At 65.6% G+C, this 21,673-nt stretch carries 26 protein-coding genes and 1 pseudogene; 15 read left to right on the top strand and 12 right to left on the bottom strand.

The window, feature by feature from the left end; translation table 11 throughout:
- Positions 1-92: 92 nt before the first annotated feature.
- Positions 93-557 (bottom strand): annotated as a pseudogene (locus ACI766_RS11010) (site-specific integrase); the annotation flags it as partial.
- Positions 558-699: 142 nt separating this feature from the next.
- Here ACI766_RS11010 and dusA point away from each other — a divergent pair.
- Positions 700-1,680: a tRNA dihydrouridine(20/20a) synthase DusA gene (dusA, locus tag ACI766_RS11005; RefSeq protein ID WP_016562059.1), complete on the top strand. Its 981-nt coding sequence runs from the start codon at positions 700-702 to the stop codon at positions 1,678-1,680.
- Positions 1,681-1,759: 79 nt separating this feature from the next.
- Positions 1,760-2,683 (top strand): transaldolase, encoded by a 924-nt coding sequence (gene tal / locus ACI766_RS11000; protein ID WP_003090868.1) that lies wholly within the window; start codon positions 1,760-1,762, stop codon positions 2,681-2,683.
- An 87-nt stretch (positions 2,684-2,770) separates the two neighbouring features.
- On the opposite strand, the gene rssC is transcribed toward tal, so the two are convergent.
- A complete protein-coding gene (gene rssC / locus ACI766_RS10995) occupies positions 2,771-3,253 on the bottom strand; it encodes an anti-sigma factor antagonist RssC (RefSeq protein WP_003104052.1) in 483 nt (160 codons plus the stop codon).
- The gene (gene rssB, locus ACI766_RS10990) at positions 3,250-4,434 is read right to left on the bottom strand and encodes a two-component system response regulator RssB (protein WP_003119890.1); all 1,185 of its coding nucleotides are present in this window, start codon (positions 4,432-4,434) and stop codon (positions 3,250-3,252) included. Before rssB ends, rssC begins: the two co-directional genes overlap by 4 nt.
- Before the next feature lie 246 nt (positions 4,435-4,680).
- Here rssB and pilZ point away from each other — a divergent pair, with 246 nt between their 5' ends.
- Positions 4,681-4,980, top strand: coding sequence for a cyclic di-GMP-binding protein PilZ (gene pilZ / locus ACI766_RS10985; protein WP_087823744.1), 300 nt, complete (start codon positions 4,681-4,683; stop codon positions 4,978-4,980).
- Between the two features lie 57 nt (positions 4,981-5,037).
- On the opposite strand, the gene ACI766_RS10980 is transcribed toward pilZ, so the two are convergent.
- Complete coding sequence (locus ACI766_RS10980) at positions 5,038-5,742, bottom strand: VacJ family lipoprotein (protein ID WP_003114777.1); 705 nt, start codon at positions 5,740-5,742, stop codon at positions 5,038-5,040.
- 102 nt (positions 5,743-5,844) lie between these two features.
- Here ACI766_RS10980 and ACI766_RS10975 point away from each other — a divergent pair, with 102 nt between their 5' ends.
- A complete protein-coding gene (locus ACI766_RS10975; RefSeq protein WP_003138775.1) occupies positions 5,845-6,249 on the top strand; it encodes an acyl-CoA thioesterase in 405 nt (134 codons plus the stop codon).
- Position 6,250: 1 nt separating this feature from the next.
- On the opposite strand, the gene ACI766_RS10970 is transcribed toward ACI766_RS10975, so the two are convergent.
- Entirely contained in the window at positions 6,251-6,970 is a 720-nt protein-coding gene (locus ACI766_RS10970; RefSeq protein ID WP_003104061.1) for a UTRA domain-containing protein, read from the bottom strand.
- 133 nt (positions 6,971-7,103) lie between these two features.
- Between ACI766_RS10970 and ACI766_RS10965 the strand changes: the two genes are divergently transcribed.
- From ACI766_RS10965 to ACI766_RS10955, 3 genes are all read left to right on the top strand, one after another.
- Positions 7,104-7,847, top strand: a complete 744-nt coding sequence (locus ACI766_RS10965) for an HAD family hydrolase (protein WP_003108944.1) — start codon at positions 7,104-7,106, stop codon at positions 7,845-7,847.
- Positions 7,844-8,425, top strand: coding sequence for a phosphonate degradation HD-domain oxygenase (locus tag ACI766_RS10960; RefSeq protein ID WP_003090877.1), 582 nt, complete (start codon positions 7,844-7,846; stop codon positions 8,423-8,425). Before ACI766_RS10965 ends, ACI766_RS10960 begins: the two co-directional genes overlap by 4 nt.
- 73 nt (positions 8,426-8,498) lie before the next feature.
- Complete coding sequence (locus ACI766_RS10955; protein WP_003090878.1) at positions 8,499-8,762, top strand: DUF4404 family protein; 264 nt, start codon at positions 8,499-8,501, stop codon at positions 8,760-8,762.
- Positions 8,763-8,828: 66 nt separating this feature from the next.
- On the opposite strand, the gene queF is transcribed toward ACI766_RS10955, so the two are convergent.
- From queF to ptrA, 3 genes are all read right to left on the bottom strand, one after another.
- The gene (queF, locus tag ACI766_RS10950) at positions 8,829-9,659 is read right to left on the bottom strand and encodes an NADPH-dependent 7-cyano-7-deazaguanine reductase QueF (RefSeq protein WP_003090879.1); all 831 of its coding nucleotides are present in this window, start codon (positions 9,657-9,659) and stop codon (positions 8,829-8,831) included.
- 117 nt (positions 9,660-9,776) lie between these two features.
- A complete protein-coding gene (locus ACI766_RS10945) occupies positions 9,777-10,394 on the bottom strand; it encodes a plastocyanin/azurin family copper-binding protein (protein WP_003119888.1) in 618 nt (205 codons plus the stop codon).
- A 171-nt stretch (positions 10,395-10,565) separates the two neighbouring features.
- Positions 10,566-10,757, bottom strand: a complete 192-nt coding sequence (ptrA, locus tag ACI766_RS10940) for a T3SS anti-activator PtrA (protein ID WP_003090881.1) — start codon at positions 10,755-10,757, stop codon at positions 10,566-10,568.
- A gap of 125 nt (positions 10,758-10,882) precedes the next feature.
- On the opposite strand from ptrA, the gene ACI766_RS10935 reads away from it, so the two are divergent.
- Positions 10,883-11,563, top strand: coding sequence for a heavy metal response regulator transcription factor (locus ACI766_RS10935; protein ID WP_003098784.1), 681 nt, complete (start codon positions 10,883-10,885; stop codon positions 11,561-11,563).
- The gene (locus ACI766_RS10930; RefSeq protein ID WP_003090883.1) at positions 11,560-12,891 is read left to right on the top strand and encodes a sensor histidine kinase; all 1,332 of its coding nucleotides are present in this window, start codon (positions 11,560-11,562) and stop codon (positions 12,889-12,891) included. Before ACI766_RS10935 ends, ACI766_RS10930 begins: the two co-directional genes overlap by 4 nt.
- A 49-nt stretch (positions 12,892-12,940) precedes the next feature.
- On the opposite strand, the gene ACI766_RS10925 is transcribed toward ACI766_RS10930, so the two are convergent.
- The 4 genes from ACI766_RS10925 to ACI766_RS10910 all read right to left on the bottom strand — a co-directional run bounded on the left by ACI766_RS10925 (position 12,941) and on the right by ACI766_RS10910 (position 16,131).
- Positions 12,941-13,720: an ABC transporter permease gene (locus ACI766_RS10925; protein ID WP_003090884.1), complete on the bottom strand. Its 780-nt coding sequence runs from the start codon at positions 13,718-13,720 to the stop codon at positions 12,941-12,943.
- Positions 13,717-14,649 (bottom strand): ABC transporter ATP-binding protein, encoded by a 933-nt coding sequence (locus ACI766_RS10920; protein ID WP_087823746.1) that lies wholly within the window; start codon positions 14,647-14,649, stop codon positions 13,717-13,719. Before ACI766_RS10920 ends, ACI766_RS10925 begins: the two co-directional genes overlap by 4 nt.
- Before the next feature lie 75 nt (positions 14,650-14,724).
- Complete coding sequence (locus tag ACI766_RS10915; protein ID WP_003108953.1) at positions 14,725-15,345, bottom strand: glutathione S-transferase family protein; 621 nt, start codon at positions 15,343-15,345, stop codon at positions 14,725-14,727.
- 114 nt (positions 15,346-15,459) lie between these two features.
- Positions 15,460-16,131 carry a transglutaminase-like domain-containing protein gene (locus tag ACI766_RS10910; protein WP_003098789.1) on the bottom strand — a complete coding sequence of 224 codons (672 nt, stop codon included), beginning with the start codon at positions 16,129-16,131 and terminating at the stop codon, positions 15,460-15,462.
- Positions 16,132-16,283: 152 nt separating this feature from the next.
- Between ACI766_RS10910 and ACI766_RS10905 the strand changes: the two genes are divergently transcribed.
- The 6 genes from ACI766_RS10905 to ACI766_RS10880 all read left to right on the top strand — a co-directional run bounded on the left by ACI766_RS10905 (position 16,284) and on the right by ACI766_RS10880 (position 21,669).
- On the top strand, positions 16,284-18,731 hold the full coding sequence (locus tag ACI766_RS10905; protein WP_003108955.1) for an acyl-CoA dehydrogenase: 2,448 nt from the start codon (positions 16,284-16,286) through the stop codon (positions 18,729-18,731).
- A 128-nt stretch (positions 18,732-18,859) separates the two neighbouring features.
- Positions 18,860-19,240, top strand: a complete 381-nt coding sequence (locus ACI766_RS10900; protein ID WP_003090889.1) for a PA2816 family glutamine-rich protein — start codon at positions 18,860-18,862, stop codon at positions 19,238-19,240.
- A 58-nt stretch (positions 19,241-19,298) separates the two neighbouring features.
- The gene (locus ACI766_RS10895) at positions 19,299-19,709 is read left to right on the top strand and encodes a PA2817 family protein (RefSeq protein ID WP_003090890.1); all 411 of its coding nucleotides are present in this window, start codon (positions 19,299-19,301) and stop codon (positions 19,707-19,709) included.
- 264 nt (positions 19,710-19,973) lie between these two features.
- Complete coding sequence (locus ACI766_RS10890; RefSeq protein ID WP_003108957.1) at positions 19,974-20,699, top strand: Crp/Fnr family transcriptional regulator; 726 nt, start codon at positions 19,974-19,976, stop codon at positions 20,697-20,699.
- A gap of 65 nt (positions 20,700-20,764) precedes the next feature.
- The gene (locus ACI766_RS10885) at positions 20,765-21,358 is read left to right on the top strand and encodes an RNA polymerase sigma factor (protein WP_003090892.1); all 594 of its coding nucleotides are present in this window, start codon (positions 20,765-20,767) and stop codon (positions 21,356-21,358) included.
- 68 nt (positions 21,359-21,426) lie between these two features.
- On the top strand, positions 21,427-21,669 hold the full coding sequence (locus ACI766_RS10880; RefSeq protein WP_003090893.1) for a RebB family R body protein: 243 nt from the start codon (positions 21,427-21,429) through the stop codon (positions 21,667-21,669).
- Positions 21,670-21,673 lie beyond the last annotated feature (4 nt).

Below are 21,673 nucleotides of genomic sequence, written 5' to 3'. Positions count from 1 at the left end.
GTGTTCGCCGGGGTGTAGCGGGTCGGGCCGAAATTGAAGTCGAGCAGGCCGGTCGGGATGTAGAGACTGGCACGCCTCTCCGGGTCGACTTAATACCCCCAGGCTGCCTCCGCCACTCCTAACACCGACCCCAAATGTGCCAGGTCATTGGCAACTGTCTGCGCCTTCACATCTCCCCCGCCCGGCCCCATGCGCCACAACGCATAGTCAACCAGTACCTGGCTGGTGATATCCCGGTCAATGGTATCGCCCAGGTGGGAAGCGGCGACGGCGGTCAGCGTGGCGATCTTGGTCTTACCCAACGGGCGAGTCTTATCCCGGTCGGCCAGGTACTGCGCGATGATGTTCCGAAGCAGTACCCCCTTTTTCGTCGCCCGTTCCAAGCCACCGGGCTCGGCCAATTCGGCCTCCCGACGGAGCGCCCATGCTTCAGCGGCCTTTTTCCGGCTGAAACTTGTGCTCTCCTGATAGACTTGCGCGCCTCCGTGCTTGATACGAATCTGCGCGGTGTATATCACCGTTCCATCGGCGTTGCGCCGAGCGCGAATAGTGGCCATCGTGACTCCCGGTCCCGATGGTAAAAGGCGTTAGGCGAGTGGTAATTTTTACCACCAACCCGCCAAATATGCCCAAAACCCCGAAAAACGCACCGATAAAGCGCACACGAAAGACCTGATGAATCAAGCTTCAACGCCAGTAATGACGCGCCCTACACTGTCTCGCCGCTTTTCCGTTGCGCCGATGATGGACTGGACCGATCGCCACTGCCGCTTCTTCCTGCGCCAGTTGTCCCGTCACACCTTGCTCTACACCGAGATGGTCACCACCGGCGCGTTGCTGCACGGCGATCGCCAGCGCTTCCTCCGCTACGACGAATGCGAGCACCCACTGGCGCTGCAACTGGGCGGCAGTGTGCCGGCGGAACTGGCGGCCTGCGCGCGGCTGGCGGAAGAGGCCGGCTACGACGAGGTCAACCTCAACGTCGGCTGCCCCAGCGACCGGGTCCAGCACAACATGATCGGCGCCTGCCTGATGGGGCATCCGGCGCTGGTGGCGGACTGCGTGAAGGCAATGCTGGATGCGGTGGAGATAGCGGTGACGGTGAAGCACCGCATCGGTATCAACGGGCGCGACAGCTATGCCGAGCTCTGCGATTTCGTCGGCCAGGTGCGCGAGGCCGGCTGCCGGAGCTTCACGGTGCATGCACGGATCGCCATCCTCGAAGGGCTCTCGCCCAAGGAAAACCGCGAGGTGCCGCCGCTGCGCTACGAGGTCGCGGCGCAATTGAAGAAGGACTTCCCGGACCTGGAGATCGTCCTCAACGGCGGCATCAAGACCCTCGAGGCCTGCCGCGAGCACCTGCAGACCTTCGACGGCGTGATGCTCGGTCGCGAGGCCTACCACAACCCCTACCTGCTGGCCGCGGTGGACAGCCAGTTGTTCGGCAGCGAAGCGCCGCCGCTCAGTCGCAGCGAGGCCTTGCTCCGTCTGCGTCCGTACATCGAGCGACACCAGGCCGAAGGCGGCGCGATGCATCACGTGACCCGCCATATCCTCGGCCTGGCCCAGGGCTTCCCCGGCTCCCGGCGATTCCGCCAACTGCTCTCGGTGGACGTGCACAAGGCCGCCGATCCGCTGCGGGTTTTCGACCAGGCGCTGGAACTTCTGGCGGGGCGATAGCTCCCATTGAGCCGCGCCTGCGGCTCGGGTAAGGTCGGGGAATTCTTCTTCCCAAGAACCCACCTGACAAGACCTCGCCATGACTTCGAAGCTGGAACAACTCAAGCAATACACCACGGTGGTCGCCGACACCGGCGACTTCGATGCCATTGCCCGCCTGAAGCCGGTGGACGCCACCACCAACCCGTCGCTGCTGCTCAAGGCCGCCGCCCTGCCGCGCTACGCCGAGCACCTTCGACAGGCTACCGCGGGTAGCGGCGGCGACGCCGGACTGGCTTGCGACCGCTTCGCCGTGGCAGTCGGCAAGGACATCCTCGGAGTCATTCCCGGACGTATTTCCACCGAAGTCGACGCGCGCCTGTCGTTCGACAGCGAGGCCACCCTCGCCCGCGCCCACCGCCTGATCGAGCTGTACGACGAACAGGGCATCGACCGCGAGCGGGTGCTGATCAAGATCGCCTCCACCTGGGAAGGAATCCGCGCCGCCGAGATTCTGGAACGGGAGGGCATCCAGACCAACCTGACCCTGCTGTTCTCCTTCGCCCAGGCGGTGGCCTGCGCCGACGCCGGGGTGTTCCTCATCTCGCCGTTCGTCGGGCGCATCTACGACTGGTACAAGAAGAGCGAGAACCGCGACTACGCCGGCGCCGAGGATCCCGGCGTGCAGTCGGTCTCGCGCATCTATCGCTACTACAAGGCCAACGGCTACAAGACGGTGGTGATGGGCGCCAGCTTCCGCAATCTCGGCCAGATCGAGCAACTGGCCGGCTGCGACCGCCTGACCATCAGTCCCGACCTGCTGCAACAACTGGCTGACGCCCAGGGCGAGCTGCCGCGCCTGCTGCTGCCAGGCGAAGGCGAGCCGCGCCAGGTGCTCGACGAGAGCGCTTTCCGTTGGCAGATGAACGAGGACGCCATGGCCACCGAAAAGCTCGCCGAAGGCATCCGCCTGTTCGCACGCGACCAGGAAAAGCTCGAATACCAGTTGGCGACCCGCCACTGATCGCCGCTGCCGGCGGGACGCGCATGCAGGGCGTCCCGTTCCGGCGCAGCGGAGGATTCAGCAGGAATTCGGGAAGGGATCGACCGGTTAATGGCGCTCCAGGGCGCTGACCAGGTCGTGGAAGGCTTCGCGGTTGGATTCGTTGAGGCCCATCAGGATGCGGTGCGCCTCCAGGACCTTGTCGCGCACCACATCTTCCGACTGGTCCTGCGGCGGCAGGTCGGACAGGCATTCCGGGCACGGAATCGGACGATCGACGATATTGAACACCTGATCGAAGCCCATCGACTGCAACAGACGGGTAATGTCCGGATTGGTGGTCACCAGCGTGGGCAACAGGCCGATTTTCTGCCGCGACAGGATGGACAGCTTGGCCAGCAGGCCGAGCGTGGTGCTATCGATGCTCTGGGTTTCCGTAAGATCGATGATGATCGCCGAAAAATTCAGCGCAGCGAAGATCTTTTCGATGGTGGAATCCAGGGCCGAGCACAGGGTGAGGCGGACCTCACCGACGAATTTCAGAACGAAGGAGCCGTTCTGTTCGGCAAACTGGATTTTACCGGTACTCATGCAAGGTTCCTGCTCAACACCAGCAAGGCGATATCATCCGGCATCTCCGCCAGGTTGGCCAGCCCGAAGACCTGGCGCAGCCCGTCGAGGGTGCCTCCGGCGGCTGCCACCTGTTCCGGTAGCGAAGCCTCTTTCTCCTTCAGCGTAGCTCCTGGCAGCACATCGAGGATGCCATCGGAAAACAGCGACAGGCTGAAGGAAGGCGGCAACTCCATGACCCGGTCGTCATAGGTCGCATCGTCGAACAGGCCCACCGGCAGGCCACGGCCCTCCAGGTAGCTCGCCTGCCCTTCGACGAACAACACAGGAAGCGGCAGGTGGCCGCCGATGCTGTAGGTCAGGCTGTTCTTCTCCAGGTCGATGACCCCGCCGAGCATGGTCACGTGCTTGCCCAACTTGGTGTTGATCAGGCCGCGGTTGATGTGCGCCAGCACCTCGGACGGCTTGAACTCCGGGAGCGTGCCGTTGCGCCTCGACTCATAGAGCAGGCGCGTGGTCATGAACTTCAGCAGCACCGTGACGAAGGCCGAGGAAGCGCCATGGCCGGAAACGTCGGCCAGGTAGAACGCCACGCGTCGCTCGTCGACCCGGAAGTAGTCGACGAAGTCGCCGGAGAGATACAGCGACGGAATGATCCGGTGGGAAAACTCCAGCCCCTCGATGCTCCACGGCGTCACCGGAAGCATGTTCATCTGCACCTGGCGGCCGGCGTTCTGGTCTTCCTGGAGCAGGTTCAGGCTGGCCTGCAATTCGCGGTTGGCGGCTTCCAGCTTGTCGCGGTAGCGCTGGTTCTCGACCCGCAGGTAGGCGCGATCCAGGGCCCGGCGCACCGAATGCTCGAGCACCGCGAGGTCTTCCAGGGGCTTGATCAGGTAGTCGGCGGCGCCCAGGCGCAAGGCTTCCACCGCATCGCTCATCACGCCGGCTCCGGAAAGTACGATGATCGGCGTTTCCGAAGCGGTCTGGCGGATGCGGCGGATCAGTTCGAGGCCGTCGATCTGCGGCATGCGCAAATCGCAAATGACCAGGTCCGGCTGTTCGCTTTCGAAGATCTGCAGGCCCTGCAGACCGTTGAGGGCCTGCAACACCTTGAAGTTGCTGTCTTCCAAGTAGGCGGCGAGGCTTTCGCGCACCACCTCGTCGTCATCGATGATCAGCAGCGTGGCACTGACTTTATGCATGGGTCATCCAGGCAAACGGCGCCGGAAACAGTGGGTCCTAGGCGCTTATTGTAAGTGACAACAGCGCGGCTACGGGGTTCGACAAGGCGCAGACGGTACTCCCATCCGTTGAGCAGTTCAAGCCGTTGACCTTTGCCGGAAAATCCGCCTTTGTCCGTCCGATCCCGTCCGCACGGTATAAACTTTGACGATAATCGCCAGGATTGCCAGTCGCCCTCCCATCGCCCCGACCATGAGGATCAGCCCATGCAGCCCATCGAGCACAACTACAGCGAGAAGCGCGACTTCATCCGCATGAAGCTCGACACCCCGGTCACCATCCGCTGCGAAGGCCGCGAGTCGCTGGCCCTGTGCCGGGACCTGTCCGCCAGCGGGCTGCTGCTGGAAGCGCAAAGCGAACTGGCTCCGGGCGACCACCTGCGGGTGAGCATCCCGTCCACCCACGAGACGCTCACCGGCCTGGAACTGGAAGCCCGCGTGGTGCGCTGCGAACGCCTCGGCCCGGGTCGGCATAGCCTGGGGCTGAGCATCGTCGCGATCCACTGAAACGACGAAAGGCGACCCAAGGGCCGCCTTTCCAGGTGTCGCACGAAGCGGGTCGACTTAGAAGTCGTCCTCCACCTCGCCGTCCTTGACCTTGAACTCGCGGTTCTGCAGATAGGCGTTGCGGATGAAGATGTACTTGTCGCCGCTGATCAGTTTTTCCGACTTCAGCAGGTTGGCACGGGTGTCGACGGTATTGATGCCGAACATCACGTTGCGCGCGCGTACGTCGTCCATGTAGTGGTAGGGACTGACATAGATGTCCGGGATCTTCGCCGGGGCATCGCGCAGCGTGCTCGGGCCGAGGAACGGCAGCATCACGTACGGGCCGCTGCCGACGCCCCAATAACCCAGGGTCTGGCCGAAGTCCTCATCGTTGCGCTGCAGGCCCATCGGGGTCGCCACGTCGATCAAGCCGGCCAGGCCGAAGGTGCTGTTGAACAGCAGGCGGCTGGTGTCCACGCCGGCATTGTGGAACTTGGCCTGCAACAGGTTGTTGGCCAGGTTCTTCACGTCGCCGAGGTTGTTGAAGAAGTTGTGCACGCCGTCCTGAACGAAGTTCGGGGTGACCTTCTGGTAACCCTGGGCCAGCGGTTTCAGCGCATAGGTGTCCAGGGTGTCGTTGAAGGTGAAGATGGGACGGTTGATGCTTTCCCAAGGGTCTTCTTCACTGGCCGCCAGGGACAGCGTGGGTGCCAATGCGAGGCTGGCGCAAGCCAGGATTCGGGCACTACGTTCGATCCAGTTCACGCCGCGGGCGCGCATTGCTGTATCTCCTTTGCATGACTAGTCTTGGCCGCCAGCGCGGCTTCAGCGTGCGCGCAGTATATAGGCTCGCATTGAATTTGAGACTAGAAGAGTTACGAGATGGCTGACAGACAATTGCTACACACGGCCCATATCCCGGTGCGCTGGGGCGACATGGACAGCTACGGGCACGTCAACAACACCCTCTATTTCCAGTACCTGGAAGAGGCCCGGGTGGCCTGGTTCGAAACCCTCGGCGTCGACCTGGAAGGCGCTGCCGAGGGGCCGGTGGTGCTGCAAAGCCTGCACACCTACCTGAAGCCGGTGGTGCATCCGGCCACCGTGGTGGTGGAACTGTACGCCGGCAAGCTGGGCACCAGCAGCCTGGTACTGGAACATCGCCTGAGCACCCTGGAAGATCCGCAAGGCACCTATGGCGAAGGCCACTGCAAGCTGGTCTGGGTGCGCCACGCAGAAAACCGCTCGACGCCCGTGCCGGACAGCATACGCGCCGCGATCGCCTGACTCAGGCGCCCGGATAGGCCGCGTCGAGCACGATCTCCAAGGCGTCCGGGCGCCAGAACTCCTGGTCGAACTCGACCACCCTCTGCCCCTCCGCGTAACTCAGTCGCTCCAGGTACAGCGCCGGCGAACCCGGCGCCAGTTGCAGCGGCTCGGCCTGGGCCGCGTTCAGCGCGGTCGGGTGCATCGCCAGTTGGCAGCGCGTCGGCTGCAGGCCGAAACGCTCGCGCAGCAGGCTCATCAGCGAAGTATCGAGGTCGTGGTCCAGCAGGCCTGGGCACCACCCGGCATCCAGGGCGATCAGTTCGATCAGCACCGGACGCTCGTCCACCCAGCGGCGCCGTTGCAGGAAATACACCGGCGCGCTGTCCTCCAGCCCCATCCGCTTGGCCAGCCAGGCGCCGGCTGCTCGCCGCTCGGCGTGCAACGTCTCGGTACGCGGCTGGCGTCCCTGGGCGCTGACGTATTCCATGAAGCCGGTGGTACGGGTCGGGTTGTAGCGGATCCGCGGCGGCGCGACGAACCAGCCGCGGCGGTTCTCGCGATAGACCAGGCCTTCGGTTTCCAGTTGCTGCAGGGCTTCGCGAAGGGTGATGCGGGTACACAGGAAGCGCTCGGCCAACTCCCGCTCGGAGGGAAGTTTCACCTGCAGCACGCCCTGGGCGATATCCGCGGCGAGCTGGTCGCGGATGCGCAGGTACTGACGAGATTGATCGACCGGCATGACGGCCTCGCTGATTCAGACCGGCCGATTATAACGGCAGCCCGTCGGCCTATCGCCACTGCCACGAAAACGTCACGGCAGCGTCACAAAACCCCTCTAGGCTGGCCTAGACCATTTGCCAGACGCCTTTCGCATGCCCAGCTCCGACCAACTCCCGCGCTTCACCGCCCTGCTCTTCGGACTCTCCGGCGGCCTGGTGGATTTCGGCGCCCGGACCCTGTCCCTGGCGCTGCTGCGCAGCCATCCGCATAGCCCTGCCGAACACCTCCGCGACGCCAGTCTGCTGCCCTTCGCCGAGGCACAAAGCTTCCTGTTGCGGCGCAAACCGAACAAGAGCGAGCGCCAGCGCCTGGAGCAAGCCCTCGACGAAGCCGCCGGGGAACAGGCCGAAGCTATCGCCGGTGCCGTGGCCCTGTTGGAGAGCCTGGACGAACAACGGATTCCCTACGCCTGGCAGGACGAGCTACCGGAATCGGTCTGCCAGCGCCTTGCCGCGCCGCTCGGCCGAGCGGACGCCCTGATCCCCCTCGCCGGCGCGCGCCCCTGGCCGGCCCCCGATGGCTGCTGGCAGGCCCTCGCCCGGCTGGGCATCGAGCGCCTCGACGGCTGCGTGCTGGTCAGCGCCCAACCGCGTCAACTCCAGGCCGGACTCAATGCCGGGCTATGGACCATCGGCCTGGCCGCCAGCGGGCCGTCGTGCGGCCTCTCGCCGGCCGACTGGGACGCTCTCGGACACACCGAGCGCGACCGCTTGCGCGCCGACGCCACCCTGGAACTGTACCGCCTGGGCGTGCATTCCGTGATCGATCACCTGGGCGAGCTGCAACCCTGCCTGCACGACCTCGCCGTCCGCCGCCTGAAAGGAGAAAAACCATGAGCCGCGCCCGTCACCGCTTTCTCGACGAACTGGCCGAACGCTTCGCCAGCCATGGCGCCGAGCCCTATGGCGAGGCAGTCAGCCAGGCCGAGCACGCGCTGCAGTGTGCGACCCTGGCCGAGCGCGCCGGCTGCTCGGACAGCCTTGTAGTCGCCGCCCTGCTGCACGATATCGGCCACCTCTACGAAGACCCGGCGCAGATCGACGAGGAGGACCTGCGCCACGAGGAATTCGGCGCACGCCTGCTGCGCGAGCTGTTCCCAGAGTCGGTCTGGCAGCCGGTGCGCCTGCACGTATCGGCCAAGCGCTTCCTCTGCGCGGTGGACCCGAGCTACCACGCCAGCCTGTCGCCGGCCTCCCGGCACAGCCTGGTGCTGCAAGGCGGGCCGTTCGACGAGCGTGCCGCCGCGGCCTATATCAAGGCGCCCTATGCCCAGGACGGCCTGACCCTGCGCCGCCTCGACGACCTGGCCAAGGACCCGGCCATGCGCACCCCCGAACTGACGCACTTCTTCCCGCTGCTGGAACGCCTGCTGCGGATTGATCCGGATCGCGCACATCTGCGCCCGACAGGTTAATCTGTTCGGCATGGACGGACCTTTCGGCGCCCGCCGGAGGTCCACCGAAGACTTGTACGTCGAGGGAAATACCATGCCGAAAGAGAGTCTGCTGCGCGAACTGTCCGCCCTGCGCGAGCAACTGGAGCAACAACCGCCGCTGAACGAAGAGCAGCGCGCCGAACTGGAACTCCTGATCAGGGACATCGAACTGAAACTGGCCAACGAGGACGCCCTCAACGAAGGCAGCCTGGTCGATGGGGTCAACCTCGCCGTCGAGCGCTTCGAGGTCAGCCACCCGACCCTCGCCGGCACGCTCCGCTCCATCGTGCAGAGCCTGGCCAACATGGGTATCTGAACGACTTGCCGAAATGAAAAGCCCCGGCATGGCCGGGGCTTTTTCGTATCCGCGTGTTGCGAGGCGTTACTGGCGCACCAGGCGTCGGTTGTCCGGTGCGACCTCCGCCAGGCTGCGGTAGGGATTGATATCCAGGCCGCCACGGCGTACGTAGCGCGCGTAGACGCTGAGCGCCTGCGGCTGCAACAGGCGCTGCAGGTCGAGGAAGATGCGTTCGACGCACTGTTCGTGGAAGTCCTGGTGCTGGCGGAAGGAAACCAGGTAGGCCAGCAGGCTGGCCGGGTCCAGCGCCGGGCCCTGGTAGTCGACCACCAGGGTGCCCCAGTCGGGCTGGCCGGTGACCGGGCAGTTGGACTTGAGCAGGTGGCTGTAGAGCTGCTCCTCGACGATCCGCCCGGCGTCGCAGCGCAGCAGTTCCGGGCGCGGCTGCTCGTAGCCGTCGACGGCGATGTCCAGCTCGTCGATGCAGCGCCCCGGCAGACGCCCGATGCCCTCCTCGGCCACCTCGTCGAGGCTGCGCAGGCGCACGCCCACGGGCGCCCCGGCAGCGGACGAGAGATCTTTCTCCAACACCGTACGGAGCGCCTCGCGACTGTCGAAGGCGGACTGGTTGAGGGAATTGAGGTAGAGCTTGAACGACTTCGACTCGATGATGTTCGGCGAGTCCGCCGGGATCGAGAACTCGCCGATCGCCACCACCGGCTTGCCGGCCGGGGTCAGCCAGGACAGCTCGTAGCAATTCCAGATATCCACGCCGCGATAAGGCAGAGTCTCGGCGCTCAGGCCAAGCTCGGCCCATTTCGCCGTGCGTGAAATGGGGAACAGCAGCGACGGCGTGTAGCTGGAGACGTATTCGCTGGTCTTGCCCAGCGGCGAATGTTCGGCGGGATGCTGCATGCGGGAAACCTGCTGGATGAATCGCGCAGGGCCCTTCCCCGCGCGCCGCGCCGCACTGGCGGGCGGCGGCAAGTGTATACGGATCGGCCGGCATCTTCACGCCGGCCGTCCGCCGGCTCAGGGCTGCACGGTCAGTTGACCGACCATCCCGGCCTGGTAGTGGCCGGGGATGTTGCAGGCGAACTCCAGCCGGGTGGCTTTGGCGAAGGTCCAGGTCAGCTCGGCGCTCTTGCCCGGCTCGACCAGCACGCTGTTGGGGTCGTCGTGCTTCATCATCCGGCCATGGTCCATGCCGGCCATGCCGTGGCCCATCTGACTATGGTCCATCGACGCCATGCCGGTCGGGGTAAGCATCCCGGACTGCTGCATCTCCAGCATCTCCTTCTGGTGCTCGGCATGCATCGCCGCGTCTCCCAGGTTGAACTCGTGCAACAGCTTGCCTTCGTTCTTCAGCACGAAGCGGACCGTCTCGCCGGCCTTGACCTCGATCGCCCGCGGCTTGAAGTACATGTCGCCGAGCACCACCTCGATGCTGCGGCTGGCCTGCGCGGCCTGGGCCGGCTTGCCGAAGGCCTGGCCGTGGGCCGGTGAAGCCTGGGCGCTGGCACCGAAAAGCACGCCGAGGACGATCAGGGAAGCGGGAAGCAGGCGGCGCGGAAACATACGGGGAATCTCCATCGGGTTGATGTCGCCTATCCTGTGTCGCTGCGCCTGCCGGCTGGCTGTCGGGAGCATTACATCTTTGTCAGCTTGCCGCCGTTGCGGACCGCGAAGGCTAAGATCGCCCAGCGCCACCGACGGGCATAAAAAACCCGCCGACCGGAAACCAGGGAACCGGTGGCGGGTGAAGACGGGATCGGAGCCCTCCGTCATCCCGTGTGGAGCCGGGGGTGGAAGAACTGGCGATCAGCAGTTTTCCTTGTCCTTCTTCGTCGCTTCGGCCTGCTTCGCCAGTTTTTCCTGGTGCGCGGCACGAGCCTTGGCGGCCTGGGCCTGCATGCGCTCGAAGACGATGTCGCCGCCGCTGTCGGCCATGGCCGGAACGGTCGGGGCGAGGACCAGCAGGAAAGCGAGGGTGGAGGCAGTGAAGGTACGCATGGGAAGTCTCCTCGAATGAGTTCCCCTGTAGTCTGCGCGGGGGCCACTGTCGCCCCCGTTACCCACTGATTACGATGCTGTCAGAAACAGGTCGGCATGGCCGGCAAATGTAACGAGGGATGAACATGAAACTGCTGATCGTCGAAGACGAACCGCGCATCGGCCAGTACCTGCGCCAGGGGCTCGCCGAGGCAGGCTTCGCCGTCGACCTGAGCGACGATGGCAACGAGGGCGAGCAACTGGCCCTGGGCGGCGACTACGACCTGCTGATCCTCGACGTCATGCTGCCCGGCCGTGACGGCTGGCAGATCCTGCGCAGCGTGCGCGACGCCGGGATGACCGTACCGGTGCTGTTCCTGACCGCCCGCGATGCCGTAGAGGACCGCGTGCGCGGCCTCGAACAAGGCGCCGACGATTACCTGGTGAAGCCGTTCGCCTTCGTCGAACTGCTCGCCCGGGTGCGCACCCTGCTGCGCCGGGGCAGCCAGCAGTTGCAGGAGACCACCCTGCAACTGGCCGACCTCGAACTCGATTTGCTGCGCCGCCGGGTGCAACGCCAGGGCAAGCGGATCGACCTCACCGCCAAGGAGTTCGCCCTGCTCGAACTGCTGCTGCGGCGCAGCGGCGAGGTGCTGCCCAAGTCGCTGATCGCCTCGCAGGTCTGGGACATGAACTTCGACAGCGATACCAACGTCATCGAGGTGGCCATCCGCCGCCTGCGCGCCAAGGTCGACGACGACTACCCGCAGCGCCTGATCCATACCGTGCGCGGCATGGGCTACGTTCTCGAAGAGCGCGACGAATGAGCGCCGGGTTCGGCTCGCGGATGTCCCTCGGCGTCCGCCTGAGCCTGCTGTTCGCCGCCTGCACGGCGGCGGTCTCGCTGATCGCCGGATTGATCTTCAGCAGGGCCATCGACGAGCATTTCGTCGAGCTCGACCATATGGCGATGTCCGCCAAGCTCGCGGTGTTTCGCGATGAGCTGCGCGGCCTCGGCTCGGAACAACAGATGCGCCGCCGCGAAGCGGAACTGCTGCGCGAACTGGCACGCCATCCCGACCTCGGCCTGCGTCTGAACGGCCCGGATGGCAACCTCTGGTTCGAGCGCCTGCCGCAGCCTGCGCATCCCGGCCTGCCCGCCAACCGCGAACTCGGCGCCCCGCTGGAGCCCGGCAACGACGCTTCGCCGCGACTTACCGTGATCCTCGACATCAGTCATCACCAGCACTTCCTGCAACGCATGCGCCAGTTGATCTGGCTGACCATGAGCCTGTCGGCGCTGGCCACGGCGCTGCTCGGCGCCTGGGCCACCGGCGCCAGCCTGGCGCCGCTGCGACGGATGCGCGAAGTCGCCGCGCGGGTTTCCGCCAACTCCCTCACCACCCGCCTCGACGCCAGCCGGATGCCAGAGGAGCTGCGCGGACTGGCCGGCGAGCTGAACGCCATGCTGGCGCGCCTGGAAGAAGCCTTCCAGCGCCTCTCGGCGTTCTCCGCCGACATCGCCCACGAGTTGCGCACCCCGCTCACCAGTCTGCTGACCCAGACCCAGGTGGTATTGTCCCGCCCACGCTCGCTGGAGGATTATCGCGAGGCCCTGCACGGCAACCTCGAGGAGCTGGAACGGCTCACCGCGATGGTCAACGACATGCTGTTGCTGGCCAAGGCCGACCACGGCCTGCTGGCGCCCAGCCGCCAGGCCCTGGACCTGGGCGCGGAAGTCGACTCGCTGCTGGAGTTCTACCAGCCGCTGGCGGAAGACCGCGACATCCGCCTGCTGCGCGAAGGCAGCCTGAGCCTGCCCGGCGACCGCGGCATGCTGCGGCGGGTGCTGGCCAACCTGCTGGACAACGCCCTGCGCTTCACCGCCGATGGCGGCGAGATACGTATCCGTCTCGGCGACCGACGCCTGAGCGTGGAGAACCAGGGTCCGGCGATTCCTCCCGAGCGCTTGCCGCGCCTGTTCGACCGGTTCTATCGTGCCGATCCGGCGCGCCGCGAAGGCCAGGGTGAACACGCCGGGCTCGGCCTGGCGATCTGCCGCTCCATCGTCCAGGCCCACGGCGGCGAGATCCGCTGCGAGTCTGCCGACGGCTGGACCCGTTTCGTCATCGATTTCGCTCGCCCGCGCCGATGAAACGCGAAGCCCCCATGACGGGGGCTTCTGTTTCATGCCTTCGAGCGTTTCATTGGCGCATGCCACGCCCGCTCACCAGCAGCCTTACGCAGCCGAGATAGAGCACCGCGGTGGCCAGCAGCATGAAGCCGATGGCCACGCCGATGCGAATGTCGGAGACGCCGAGGATGCCGTAGCGGAAGGCGTTGACCATGTGCAGGATCGGGTTGGCCAGCGACACGGTCTGCCAGAACGGCGGCAGCAGGTTGATCGAGTAGAACACCCCGCCCAGGTAGGTCAGCGGCGTCAGCACGAAGGTCGGGATGATCGAGATGTCGTCGAAGTTGCGCGCGAACACCGCGTTGATGAAACCGCCCAGGGAGAAAATGGTCGCGGTAAGCACCACCACCAGCACCGTGATGCCCAGGTGGTGCACCTGCAGCTTGGTGAAGAACAGCGACAGCATGGTCACGATCACCCCCACCGCCAGGCCGCGCAGTACGCCGCCGATGGTGTAGCCGAGGAGGATGGTGTGCGGCGATACCGGCGACACCAGCAGCTCCTCCACCGAGCGCTGGAACTTGCTGCCGAAGAAGCTCGACACCACGTTGCCGTAGGCGTTGGTGATCACCGACATCATGATCAGGCCGGGCACGATGTATTCCATGTAGGTGAAGCCGCCCATATCGCCGATCTGGCGGCCGATCAAATTGCCGAAGATCACGAAGTACAGGACCATGGTGATCGCCGGCGGCAGCAGGGTCTGCGGCCAGATCCGGGTGAAGCGGCGCACCTCGCGGTAGACGATAGTGTTCAGGGCGACCAGGTTGGCGCTCAGCTCGCTGCTCATCGGGCGATCCTCGTCAGGTTCTTCTCCACCAGCGACACGAACAGCTCCTCCAGGCGATTGGTCTTGCTGCGCAGGCTCAGTACCTCGATGCCTTGTGCGCCCAACTGGGCGAACAGATCGTTGATGCCCTGGCTTTTCTCCACCTGCACTTCGAGGGTGTGATCGTCCACCAGCCGCGTCGGGTAGCCGTCGAGAGTCGGCGGCAGGGCCTGGACGTTCTTCAGGTCGAGCAGGAAGGTTTCCGAATGCAGGGTCATCAGCAGGTCACGCATGCTGGTGTTCTGCACGATCTCGCCGTGGTCGATGATGGCGATGTTGCGGCAGAGCTGCTCCGCCTCTTCCAGGTAGTGGGTGGTGAGGATGATGCTGATGCCTTCCTGGTTGAGTTCGGTGAGGAAGCTCCACATCGAACGACGCAGCTCGATGTCGACCCCGGCGGTGGGCTCGTCGAGGATCAGCAGGCGCGGCTGGTGGACCAGTGCGCGGGCGATCATCAGGCGCCGCTTCATGCCGCCGGAGAGCATCCGCGAGGCTTCGTTGCGCTTGTCCCACAGGCCCAGTTGGGTCAGGTAGCGCTCGGCGCGCTCCTTGGCGATCTTCGCCGGGATGCCGTAGTAGCCGGCCTGGGTCACGACGATGTCGAAGACCTTCTCGAACTGGTTGAAGTTGAACTCCTGCGGCACCACGCCAAGGCAACGCTTGAGGCCGGCCGGGTCCTTGTCGAGGTCGTGGCCGAACACCGAGACCGAACCGCTGGTCTTGTTCACCAGGGTCGAGAGAATCCCGATGGTGGTGGACTTGCCCGCGCCGTTGGGGCCGAGCAAGGCGAAGAAATCACCTTCGGCGACGTCCAGGTCGATGCCCTTGAGGGCCTGGAAACCGTTGCCGTAGGTTTTCGTCAATTGACGGATGGACAGGGCGGAACTCATTAGGCTTCCCGTGTCGGAAGGTGAAGAGGAAGAGCTAGATAAGGCTACGGGTAACAAAATGCAACAGTAGCCGGCTCAGGTCAGTTCGGTCATTACCGCGGTGCGGAACGCCGGGCGCTCACGCAAGCGCAGGTACCAGGCCTCGAGGTGGGGCAGCGGCGGGCGCTCGATGGGCATCTCGAACCAGGCGTAGATGAAACAGCCCAGGGGAATGTCACCCATGCCGAAGCGTTCGCCGGACAGCCAGGGTTGGCCGGCCAGGGTCTGGTCCGGCACCCGCAGCAACTCGCCGCAGGTCTGCAACGCCTTTGCGATCAGGGCCTCGTCGCGTTGCTCCGGCGGCGTACGCAGCGTTCCCCAGAACAGGTCGCGGAACGGCCCGGCGAGAGTCGAGGTGGTCCAGTCCATCCACTTGTCGGCGTCGGCGCGGCGCACCGGGTCCTGCGGATAGAGGTCGCCCGGCGCATAGCGGGCGGCCAGGTAGCGGACGATGGCGTTGGACTCCCAGAGGACGAAGCCGTCGTCCTCGATCACCGGCACCCGACCGTTCGGGTTCATCGCGCGGAACGCCGGCTCATCCACCAGGCCGAACGCCCCGCCGGCATCCACCGTCCGGTACTCCAGGCCAGCCTCCTCGGCGCACCACAACGCCTTGCGCACATTGCTCGAGTTCTTCCGGCCCCAGATGGTCAACATACTCTGCGTTCCCTCTTCGGTTGATGCGGCGGATGGGTCGCCGGAGCGCCCGGACGACATGCCGCACCCTACCGAGGATGGACCGAAGAAGGAAGACGCGCCGGCTGATGGTGACTATCGACGCCCTTCATCTTGCCCGGCCTCGGCCTGGAAATCGCCGTCCAGGGCCAGCGGGCGGCCGGAGAACAGGTGCGGATAGTGCTGCTGCAAGTGGGAGAAGAACAGTTCCTCCGGCAGGTCGGCGAACTGGCCGTGATCGGCCAGGTATTCCATGTAGCGCTCGCCCTGGCGGTTGAACGGATGGAAGACGCTGTCGGCGACGCCGTCGAACTCCAGCGGAGCGACGTCGAAGGCGCGGCACAAGGCACGGTTGAACGCCGGGGTGGCCTTCACCCAGCGGCCCTCGAGGTACAGCTCGGTATAGCCGTGCATGGCGAACACCTCGCTGCGCAGCGCCTCCAGCAGGCGCGGCGTGGCCAGGTGGTTGCGCACGTCGGCCAGGCCGATCCGCGCCGGAATCCGGCAATGCCGGGCACAGGCGGCGAGCAGGATGGCCTTGGGCACGCAATAGGACTCGCCCTGCTGCAGCGCGTGGCTGGCCTTCAGGGTCTGCGGATCGCGGCTGAACACGTAGGGGTTGTAGCGCACCCCGTCGCGTACCGCGTAGTACAGCGCGACCGCCTGGTCACGCGGTTTCGCCGAATTCCCCCGGGATTTTTCCGCGAACTCCACCACCACCGGGTGGTCACTATCCACGAAGCGGCCGGATTGTAGGTAGGACTGCATGGCGGGCTCCCGGCGGGCAATTTGTCCCAGTCTAAACGGGAAGTTTTCGCCTATAACGTGACAAACCGGCCAAGCTGACCGGCCCTGCCGCCAAACGGCGGCAAACGGGCTAAGCTCGAGACGCCGCCTGGCGTCTTCATGGAGGATTCCGCATGTTGTTGCTCTGGTTAGTCGTACTGGTACTCGGTGTCGCTTACCTCGCCCATCGGCGTACCCCACCCGCTCCCGCGCTCGGCATCAGCGCCGCCTACCTGATCCTGATGGGCGTGTTCAGCCACGCGCCCGGCTGGCTGCTGCTGGTCTTCTGGCTGCTCTGGCTGGCGGTGGCGCTTCCCCTCGCCCTGCCCGACCTGCGCCGGCGCGTGCTCAGCGGTCCGCTGTTCGCCTGGTTCCAGAAAGTCCTGCCGCCGATGTCCGACACCGAGCGCGAGGCCATCGAGGCGGGCACCGTGTGGTGGGATGGCGAATTGTTCAGCGGCCGCCCGGACTGGCAGAAACTGCTCGACTACCCCAAGGCGCAACTCACCGAAGAAGAGCAGGCCTTCGTCGACGGCCCGACCGAAGAACTCTGCGCCATGGTCAGCGACTGGGACATCGGCCAGCGCATGGACCTGCCGGAAGAAGCCTGGGCCTTCATCAAGCAGCACGGCTTCTTCGGCCTGATCATTCCCAAGGAGTACGGCGGCAAGGGCTTCTCCGCCTTCGCCCACTCGCAGGTAGTGATGAAGCTCGCCACCCGTAGCGGCGACCTGGCCTCGACGGTGATGGTGCCGAACTCCCTCGGCCCGGCCGAGCTGCTGCTCCACTACGGCACCGACGAGCAGCGCCAGCGCTACCTGCCGAGCCTGGCCAAGGGCGACGACATCCCCTGCTTCGCCCTCACCGGCCCCTACGCGGGCTCCGATGCCGGCGGCATGACCGACGTCGGCATCGTCTGCAAGGGCGAATGGGAAGGTCGCGAGGTGCTCGGCCTGCGCCTGACCTGGGAAAAGCGCTACATCACCCTCGGCCCGGTGGCCACCCTCCTCGGCCTGGCCTTCAAGTGCCACGACCCGGACCATCTGCTGGGCGACGAGGAGGACCTGGGCATCACCCTGGCGCTGATTCCCACCGACACCCCCGGGGTCGAGATCGGCCGCCGCCACGTGCCGCTGGGCGCCGCCTTCATGAACGGTCCGAACTCCGGCAAGGACGTGTTCGTGCCGCTGGAGTACATCATCGGCGGGCAGGAAATGATCGGCAAAGGCTGGATGATGCTGATGAACTGCCTGTCGGTCGGACGCTCCATCTCGCTGCCGGCGGTGGGCACCAGCGCTGGCAAGGCCAGCAGCTACGTCAGCGGTCGCTACGCTCAGGTCCGCGAGCAGTTCAACGTGCCGATCGCCGCCTTCGAAGGCATCCAGGAGGCGCTCGCCCGCATCGGCGGCAACGCCTGGCTAATGGACAGCGCGCGAATCCTCACCGCCAACGCGGTGGACCTCGGCGAGAAGCCCTCGGTGCTTTCGGCGATCCTCAAGTACCACCTCACCGAGCGCGGCCGCGAGTGCATCGCCCATGCCATGGACATCCATGGCGGCAAGGGCATCATCATGGGCCCGAACAACTACCTGGGTCGTTCCTGGCAGGGCGCGCCGATCTTCATCACGGTGGAAGGCGCGAACATCCTCTCGCGCAACCTGATGATCTTCGGCCAGGGCGCGATCCGTTGCCATCCGTACGTACTCAAGGAAATGGAACTGGCCCAGCGCGAGGACAAGGACCAGGCCGCCCGCGAGTTCGACGCGCTGCTGGTGAAGCACATCGGCTTCGCCGTCGGCAACGCCGCCAGCAGCTTCCTCCTCAGTCTCAGCTGCGGCCACCTCGGCAACGCGCCCGGCGACCGCATCAGCCGTCCCTACTTCCGCGCGCTGAACCGCCTGGCGGCGTCCTTCGCCCTGCTCGCCGACTTCAGCATGATGCTGCTGGGCGGCGAACTGAAGCGCAAGGAACGCCTCTCCGCGCGTCTCGGCGATGTCCTCAGCTATCTCTACCTGGGCTCGGCGGCGCTCAAGCGCTACCACGACCTGGGCAACCCGGACTACCTGCATCCGCTGCTGCGCTGGGCCATGGAGGAAAACCTCGGCAAGGCCGAGGCGGCGCTGGAGGACCTGCTGAACAACTTCCCCAGCCGCTTCTTCGGCTGCGCGCTGAAGGTCCTGGTACTGCCGTTCGGCCGCCGGCACAAAGGGCCGGGCGACGAACTGGACGCCGAGATCGCGGAAATCCTCGGCCGTCCGGACGACGACCCGGCGTTGCAGGCGATCCTCGCTGGCGCGTTCCTGCCGAAGGACCCACAGGACCCGGTCGGTGCCCTCGCCCACGCCTTCGACGCGGTACGCGAAAGCGCCGCGCTGGAGAAAACCCTGCACAAGGCGATCAAGGAAGGCAGGGTCCAGCCGCAAGCGGGGCAGAACCCGATCGATGCCGGCGCCGCCGCCGGCGTGCTGAGCGCCGAGCAGGCGCAGGCCCTGCACCAGGCCGAAGCGGCACGGCGCAAGGTGATCGACGTCGACGACTTCGCCAAGGAGGAACTGCAACTGGCCGACGGCAGGATCCGCTGACACTCCGCGGCAAAGCGACGGTCGCAACCGACAAAGGCGCCTTCCGGCGCCTTTGTCGTCTTCACCCACCCAAACCCGGGCGATTGGCTAGAATCGACGGGCACATCCCTGACGTACGGGAGGCCATCATGCTCAAGCTATTTGCCACCGGCCTGGCAGCCTCGTTTCTCCTCCTGCCCCCGGCGCAGGCCGCACCGCCTGCGCCCTATGGCGTGCAGCCGCACCAGCAGGCGGTGCAGCGCGCTGGCGAACAGCGCCAACGCCAGCTCCAGGAACAGCGCCAGCGCTTCGACGAACAACGCCTGCAACTGCAGCAGGATCAACTGCAACGCCAGCAGCAGAACCTGCAGCGGCAACGGCAGCAGCGACAGATGCAGGACAACCTGATCCGCCAGCAGCAACTGGACCAGCAGCGCTGGCGCCTGGAGCAGGACCAGCGGCGCCTCGACAGCGAACGCCGGCAACTGGAAAACCGCCGGCGCCAGAGCCAGTCCCCGGCGATCCGCTGAAACTGGCCGGCGCCGCGAAACCCTTTATACTGCCCAGCTTTTTTCCAGAGGACCCGTCATGGCCAACTCCTACCTCGAGCACCACCTCGCCCTGCTCCAGCACCTGCGCAACATCCTCGGCGCCCTGGGCGAGGCCGAGCAGGTGCCGGAAGAAAACCACGGGCTGTTCCTCGAGCGTTTCGACGAACTGATGGACGAACTGCCGCGCGACCCGGAAGGCGCCCAATACCTCGGCCAGGACCTGATTTCCCAGGTCTTCCACCGCTATCCGCAGATCGCCCACCTGGTACCGCGCGACCTGCTGTGGTTCTTCGGCGGCGATTGCCTGCACTTCATGCCGGACGAAGAGATCGACCTGTTCCAGCGCCTCGACGAGCGCCGCTACGAAGCCGAAGAGCGCGGCGAAACGTTCGACTGGAACCGCGAAAAGCAGTTGCTCGCGCTGCCCGAGGACAGCCCGCGGCACTGAGCCCGCCACGGCCACCGGCCGTCCCGCCCCGACCGCCATCCGTGCGCTCGGGGCCGCCTCCCGCCAGCCCAAACCTCGCTACCCTTTCCGAATAAAAAACGGACCGCCCGCCCGATTGCCGGAGCGCGCCGAGTCCGTACCTAGCAGTTCTGCCGGGTAGCCGGAGCTTCACACCCCTTCGCCGCACACGTCCCCACTGATTGCTCTGCAGCGAGCATGTCGTACCTCGCCGGAGCTGCCGATCAATCTGGCGAAGGCGCAGGCATGCACTCGAACGAGTCAACGGAAGACCGCTGTTCACGCCACTACACCCTGCTGCAACGGTGCCCGCTGCTGCACGGGCTGCCCGATCTGCTGCGGCACGTGGCGACCCATGCGTCGGAGCGCCGGTTGCGCGACAAGGACGTCCTGTTCCTCAAGCACGACCCTGAAGACTTCATCGGCCTGGTCCTCGGCGGACACCTCTATACCGTGCTCTACGGGCCGGACGGGCGGGAGCTGATCGTCAATGATATCCGTCCTGGCGAAGTGATCGGGGAAACCGCGCTGATCCAGCCGAACCGCCGCGAGACCTCTGCCTACGCCTCCGGCGCGGCGTCGGTGCTGATCCTCCACCGACGTCACTTCGCCCCGTTGATCGCCGACACGGAATTCCTCAACCGCGCGCTGGCCCTCCTCTGTTCGCGCCTGCGCGAAGCCTCCGGTTTCGTCGAGAGGGTCTGCCTGCATCGCCTGGAGTCGCGCCTGGCGCGCCATCTCCTGGCCAGCCTGGCGAGCGAACAACCCGAGGGAGCCTGCGCGACGCTACCGACCAACCAGAGCATCCTAGCAGCGATGCTCAACGCCAGCCGGCCGAAGCTCAACGCGCAACTGCAAATATGGAAACGCGAAGGGCTGATCAGCTGCCGCAACGACCGGATCCTGATCAACGACCTCGGTCGCCTGCGACGCAAGGCCGAACTACCAGCCGCGCCCCTGTCACCCAGGTAACAGCCTCGCCCACCGCCCGCCTCACAGACTGCTCGCCGACACGAGCAACCAGGGAGGTAGCGGTTATGGATCGTCCGAATCAGCCAGGCGGCAACGAAACCGGTTCCGATCGCCTGTTCGAGGAAAGCTGGCGTGCCGCGCAGGCTGGCCTGCGCAAACGCGCACAACGCCTTGCGCGCGGCAACAGCCATCGGGCCGAAGAATGGCTGTCGAGCACCGCGGTCAAGGCGCTGCTGTTCCTGCGCCAGTCACCGGAGCGGGTACGCGACCCCCAGGGCTTCCTGTTCCTGGTCCTGGAACACGTCTACCTGGACAGCGCGCGCCACCAGATCCGCGAGGACCGCCTCATCGACCGCGGCATCGACCTGCACGATGGCCAGTTGGAGCGCTTCGCCGCCGTCGGCTCGCCGCTGGAACGCCTGGAGCAGCTGGAACGTCTCGACCAGGTGGACAAGGCCCTGGCCTCGCTGTCGCGCCAACAGCAGCAGCTCTTCGAACTGCGCTTCATCGAGGAACTGCCCTATGCCGACATCGCCAGCCAGCTCGGCATAGCCCCGCCGCTGGTGCGCAAGCGCGTGCAGTTGCTGCGCTCGCGGCTGAGCGCCGACTTTTTCGCCGGCGACGTTTCACAAGACAGACGCAGCCGCGTTCATTCCTGACAAGCGAGTCGAGGCCCGTGCGACCGGCCCCCTGCCCGACGAGCACCTGCCCATTCAAGGAGAGTCCCATGGCTGACCCCACGGCTGTGAATGCCCAGATCACCGATGCCGTCACCCAGACCAACGTCAAGGTGGTCGCCGAAGCCCCGGCCCAGGCCATCGCCGCGCTCTACCAGATCGCCAGCCATTCCGCCGGCCTGTCCCTGCAGAACGCAGTCTACAGCCAGCAGGCCCTGAACCAGATCTCCACCGCGGTGGTTTCCAAGGCGGTGTCGATGATCATGGCGATAGAAGACAAGAAAGGTATCTGACCCG

The organism is Pseudomonas sp. DL (assembly GCF_047199225.1).
Taxonomy (GTDB): Bacteria; Pseudomonadota; Gammaproteobacteria; order Pseudomonadales; family Pseudomonadaceae; genus Pseudomonas; species Pseudomonas aeruginosa.
The sequence above is the reverse complement of the archived record's forward strand: the minus strand, read 5'-3'. Positions and strand labels throughout refer to the sequence as shown.